This is a genomic window from Streptomyces calidiresistens, from assembly GCF_014141525.1.
Classification (GTDB): domain Bacteria; phylum Actinomycetota; class Actinomycetes; order Streptomycetales; family Streptomycetaceae; genus Streptomyces; species Streptomyces calidiresistens.
Genome location: NZ_VKHS01000630.1, coordinates 1 through 3,353 on the forward strand (window position 1 = coordinate 1; position 3,353 = coordinate 3,353).

Sequence of the window (3,353 nt, forward strand, 5' to 3'; positions counted from 1 at the left end):
TCCCCCTTGCGTGCGCCCCCCGGGCCACGCCGTCCCGGGCCCGCACCGGCCGTCCGGGGGCCCGGGGCCGGATGCCGTTCCCGCGTCCGGGGGTCGGCAGCGTGATTTCCGTCCCGTTCGGGTACCTGACCAACCGCTTGGTCGGTACCCTGGCACCGTCCGAGCACGACCCCGCCCCGCCCCGGCGGTGCGGTTCGAATCACACGCGAGCGAGGTGACCCGCCCCCCTACGCGCGGGTAACTTCCAGAGCCGATCCAGCGTTCACCCTCCTCGGAAGGGGCCGTCATGCCCGAAGCCGTCATCGTCTCCGCCGCCCGCTCCCCCATCGGCCGGGCCTTCAAGGGCTCCCTGAAGGAGATGCGCCCGGACGACCTCACCGCCGCGATGGTGCGCGCCGCCCTCGACAAGGTGCCCCAGCTCGATCCCCGCGACATCGACGACCTGATGCTCGGCTGCGGCGCCCCCGGCGGCGAGCAGGGCCACAACCTCGGCCGGGTGGTGGCCGTGCAGTTGGGCATGGACCACCTGCCGGGCTGCACCATCACCCGCTACTGCTCCTCCTCGCTGCAGACCACCCGGATGGCGATGCACGCGATCCGCGCCGGTGAGGGCGACGTCTTCATCTCCGCCGGCGTGGAGGCCGTCTCCCGCACCGTCAACGGCACCTCCGACGGCATGCCGGGCACCCACAACCCGCTGTTCGCCGGGGCCGAGGCCCGCACCGCCGCCCGCGCCGAGCGGGCCGGCGAGGGCTGGAGCGACCCGCGCGAGGCCGGCGAGCTGCCCGACATCTACATCTCCATGGGCCAGACCGCCGAGAACCTGGCCCGCCACAAGGGCATCACCCGCCGCGAGATGGACGAGTTCGGCGTGCGCTCGCAGAACCTCGCCGAGAAGGCCATCGCGGACGGCTTCTGGGAGCGCGAGATCACCCCCGTGACCACCCCCGACGGCACCGTGGTGAGCAAGGACGACGGACCGCGGCCGGGCGTCACCATGGAGGGCGTCGAGGGACTCAAGCCGGTCTTCCGCCCCGACGGACTGGTCACCGCGGGCAACTGCTGCCCGCTCAACGACGGCGCCGCCGCCCTGGTGGTCATGTCCGACACCAAGGCCCGGGAGCTGGGCATCACGCCGCTGGCGCGGATCGTCTCCACCGCCGTCTCCGGTCTCTCCCCGGAGATCATGGGCTACGGCCCGGTCGAGGCGAGCCGCCGGGCGCTGAAGCTGGCCGGCATGTCGATCTCCGACATCGACCTGGTGGAGATCAACGAGGCGTTCGCCGCACAGGTGATCCCCTCCTACCGTGATCTGGGCATCGACATCGACCGCCTGAACGTCAACGGCGGCGCCATCGCCGTGGGCCACCCCTTCGGCATGACCGGCGCCCGCATCACCGCCACGCTGATCAACTCCCTCCAGTGGCACGACAAGCAGTTCGCGCTGGAGACGATGTGCGTCGGTGGTGGTCAGGGCATGGCGATGGTGCTGGAGCGGATGAGCTGACACCATGGGAGGAATCCCGCGGGACCGGCACGCAAGGGCCCCGGGGGGAGCACTCCGGGGGTCGCACGGAAGCACGGTATACACCAGCGAGACCTAAGCGGACCCGGGATGTAACCCATCCGTCGCCGCCTCGCGTCCCCGCAGGTCACGGGGGTGCGGGGCGGCGCCGGAACCGTTATGGAAGGACCAAGTACCCCCCCATAACGGGACATTCCGATCTGGCACCCCGTGGCAACGGCACGGAAGGCTGAGGTAGGAAAGGCTGGGGACCGAAAGCAACCGGGAGATCGTTCGTGAGCGCAATATCCCTCATCCTGCTGCTCGCCGCGGGAATCGCACTGGTGTTGTGCGTCACCGCGCTCTTCGTCGCCCGTGCCCTGCGCGCCGAGGTCGCCGCGCTGCGCGCAGAACTGTTGTCCACCGGCCTTCCCGGGGCGCGCACCGCCCCGGACGAGGAACTGATTCGCGCCGCCGTCGCCGACGCCCTGGCCGACGAGCGGGAACGCGAACTCGCCGAGGCCCGCGCCTTCTGGGCCGATCAGGAGGCCCGCGAGCACGGCAGCACCGGCTCCCTGTTCGCCGGGCGCGGCATCGGCCCCGACTTCGGCGACGGCGACGAGGCGCTGCTGGATGCCCTCCTGGAGGGCTACCTGCCCGGCGCCCTGCCGTCCGAGAGCCCCTTCCAGGTCCCCCGCCAGGGCGTCGTGGACCGCGCCCCGGGCGACTGCCCCGAGCTCTCGGAGGGCCACGAGCCCGCCGAGCGCGCCGCCGAGAACGACGGCACCGAGTCCGCCGAACTGGCCGCCGCCCGCCGCCGCCACCCCTCCCACCCCGGCTACACCCTCGCCGGCGAGCCGGTCGACCACGAGCACACCGACCGGCCGGACCCCGCCGAGCGCGAGGACGCCGAGCACGCCGCCGGCGCGGGGAACCCCGTGGCGGAGAGCGGGCGGGAGAGCCGGGCCGCCGAACAGCGCCGGACCACCGAGCAGCTGCGGCGCCTGGCCGAGACCCGCATACCGCTGGCCGACGTCCGGCCCGGCCCGCTGGGCACCCTCGACGTCTTCCTCTTCGCCGACGGCACCACCCTGTGCCTGTCCCCCGGCCACCAGGAGACCGCGCAGCGACTCGTCGCCGCGCTGCGCGCCGGGCGCCGGCCCGTGCTGCTCGGCGGCTCCGGCGTCTCCGGCGCCTACGCCCTGACCTTCGGCTGCGGCCCGGCGGGCCCCGACGGCGCCCCGGGCACCGGTGAGCCGGCGGTGGAGGAGAACGTCTACCTGCTGGCGGACCGCGTCGTCACCGCCTGACCTCCACCGGGAAGAGCCTCCCGGCCGCGAACGCGCCGACGCCCCGGGCCGCCGCGCGCCCGCCCCACCGCCGCACGGCGGCTCCTTCGCGTCGGACGGGCCCCGGCGACGGTGACCCCGCCGGTCGGGCGCCTCCCCCGGAGCCACGCGGTCCGTCCCCCGCTCCCGGCACACCTCGCCCCGGCACACCCGCCGTTTCCGCGCCTCCCGTGACGCCGGCTGTGGCTCCGCCCCCGGCCCGGGTGTTTCCGGCCCGTCGGACGGGCCCCGGCGACGGTGACCCCGCGCGCCACCGGCGCCCCGTGGCGCCTCAGAGCCCCTCGCAGGCCCTCAGAAGCCCCAGCGCCTCCGCCATGGCCTCCCGGGCCTCCGGCACGTCCCCGAGCGCTCCCAGGGCCGCGGAGAGGTCGTGGCCGGTGACCGCGAGCTGATCCCCCACCGCGAACACCCCGATCGCGGGCAGTTCCGCCGGATCCGGGCCCACCCCCTCGATCCGGCGCGTCAACCCGGCCAGCCGACGGGCCAGCCGCAGCCCCTCC

General features: G+C 74.5%; 2 protein-coding genes and 1 pseudogene. 2 read left to right on the forward strand and 1 reads right to left on the reverse strand.

Annotated elements, in window-relative coordinates:
- Positions 1-286: 286 nt before the first annotated feature.
- Positions 287-1,507: an acetyl-CoA C-acetyltransferase gene (locus FOE67_RS20645; RefSeq protein WP_182666337.1), complete on the forward strand. Its 1,221-nt coding sequence runs from the start codon at positions 287-289 to the stop codon at positions 1,505-1,507.
- Positions 1,508-1,800: 293 nt separating this feature from the next.
- On the forward strand, positions 1,801-2,814 hold the full coding sequence (locus FOE67_RS20650) for a hypothetical protein (RefSeq protein WP_182666338.1): 1,014 nt from the start codon (positions 1,801-1,803) through the stop codon (positions 2,812-2,814).
- A 310-nt stretch (positions 2,815-3,124) separates the two neighbouring features.
- Here the strand turns inward: FOE67_RS20650 and FOE67_RS20655 are convergent.
- A pseudogene (locus tag FOE67_RS20655) lies at positions 3,125-3,353 on the reverse strand (hypothetical protein); the annotation flags it as partial.

What these genes read in the sequence shown, in the direction of transcription:
- FOE67_RS20645 (WP_182666337.1), top strand. Translation starts at nt 287, where the DNA reads ATGCCCGAAGCCGTCATCGTCTCCGCCGCCCGCTCCCCCATCGGCCGG.